Below are 2,171 nucleotides of genomic sequence, written 5' to 3' on the forward strand. Positions count from 1 at the left end.
ACATTATATTGGCTATAAAACCACTACACAGGTGGTAAATTTTGCAAGCGCAGCCGGATTAGAATTTTCTTTACAACCTACTGCCATAGAAACAAAGGAGATTGTAATTACCGGAAGTTTGATCAGCAGTACCAGCAAAAGAAATAGTGCTTCTTCTGCAGTAATTGGCAAGGATCAGCTTTTACAGCCCTCAACCAATTTAATTGATGCCTTAACTAAAATACCCGGTGTATCACAAATTACTACTGGCCCATCTATTTCTAAGCCTGTAATCAGAGGCTTGGGTTACAACAGAATTGTAACTTTAGATGATGGGATAAAACAACAAGGCCAGCAATGGGGCGATGAGCATGGTATTGAAATCGATCAGTTTAAATCAGACCGCATTGAAGTTTTACGTGGCGCTGCATCGTTAATGTACGGTTCTGATGCACTCGGTGGTGTAATTAACCTATTAGAGCCAAGTACCGCACCCGAAGGGCAGATTAAAGGAGAATTTATTACCAATTATTCTACAAATAATGGCCTTACCGCTAACTCGTTAATGTTAAATGGTAACGAAAACGGGTTTGTTTGGAGAGCTCGCGGAACGTATAAAAATGCTTACTCTTTTAAAACACCAACAGGTTACTTCCCTAATTCGGGGTTTAACGAAACCGATTTAAGTGGTATGGTAGGTTTAAATAAAAGCTGGGGTTATACCCACTTAAACGTTTCTAACTTTCATAACAATATTGGCTTTTATGAGCCAACTTTAGATGACAATGGAAATTTTGTAAAAGAAGATGGTAGCGCTTTTACAAACGATGATTACAAAAACCGTACTTTAGAATACCCTCGTCAGGATATCAGGCACTTTAAAATTGCATTGAACAACAATTTCATTATCGGTAACGGCAATTTGAAAGCTGATTTTGGCTATCAACAAAACCAACGCCGTGAGTTAGATGGACCGGACCCTGCATTATTCTTCGATCTTAAAACCTACAATGCAGACCTGAAATATTATATACACGAAACCAATGGATGGCAGCCCGTTTTTGGGGTAAGTGTAGATGATGCACATAGCCAAAATAAAGGAACAGAATTTTTAATCCCAGCTTACGATACTTTTGGTTTAGGTGTTTTTGCTTTTGCCAAGAAAAACTGGGAGAACAATACATTTAGCATCGGTGCACGTTACGATTTTAGAAAAAACAACGGAAAACAATTATTTGATGATGGTGAAGAACTTTTTGCACCTTTCAAAAATAAGTTTTCCAATGTAAGTGGTGCATTGGGTTTTACGCACCAATTTAACGAAGAGTGGAACTTTAAAACTAACGTAGGTTCTGCTTTCCGTGCGCCAAATCCAGCAGAACTAGGATCAAACGGTGTGCACGAAGGTACTTTTAGATATGAAATCGGTAATTCTGGTTTAAGTCCTGAGCGCAGTTACCAGGTAGATGTGGCATTAGAATATGAAGGAAAAATTGTGAGTGCAAGTGCAAGTGTTTATAACAACTACATCCACAATTATATTTACGCTTCCAACAATGGCGAACAAAGAGAAGCTGAAGGTACACTTTATGATGTTTACCGTTACGGACAGGTAAACGCGAATCTTTACGGTGCTGAAGCAAGCTTAACCATCCACCCTGTTCCGTTTATCCACTTCGAGAATACCTTTGGATACGTTCATGCACAGAATAACACTTTAAACAGGCCACTTTCATTTATTCCTGCAGGAACTTTGAGAAACGAGTTGCGTTTCGAGCCTAAACTGAAAGGAACAAATGATGCATACCTATCTGTTGGTATCAACTCGGCATTTAAACAAACACGTGTGGATGATGTTTTCGAAACGCCAACCAGCGGTTATACGCTATTAAACGCAGGTATTGGTGCTACATTTAATTTAGGCAAACAACCAATCAAATTATCTGTTTCGGCCAACAACTTGCTAGATCAGAAATATTATGATGCTTTAAGTAGATTTAAACCAGGTCGTTTTGATCAGGAGAATCCTAATTTAGGCGTGTACAATACCGGTAGAAATATCACTTTCGGATTGTATGTTCCTTTTACACTGGTAAAATAACAAACAAATCCGTCATTGCGAGGCACGAAGCAATCTAATAAAGGCAAATTAATAGCTAAATAGATTTACTTTGTGCTTTGCAATTAATATC

General features: G+C 38.3%; 1 protein-coding gene. It reads left to right on the plus strand.

The genetic code is table 11. The annotated features are described in order from the left end of the window. The coding region (locus tag AC1DND_RS26315) for a TonB-dependent receptor (protein WP_477585610.1) at nt 1-2,080 on the plus strand (2,080 nt) is incomplete at its 5' end. Nucleotides 2,081-2,171: the final 91 nt, after the last annotated feature.

Source organism: Pedobacter sp. 01N416 (assembly GCF_056399685.1).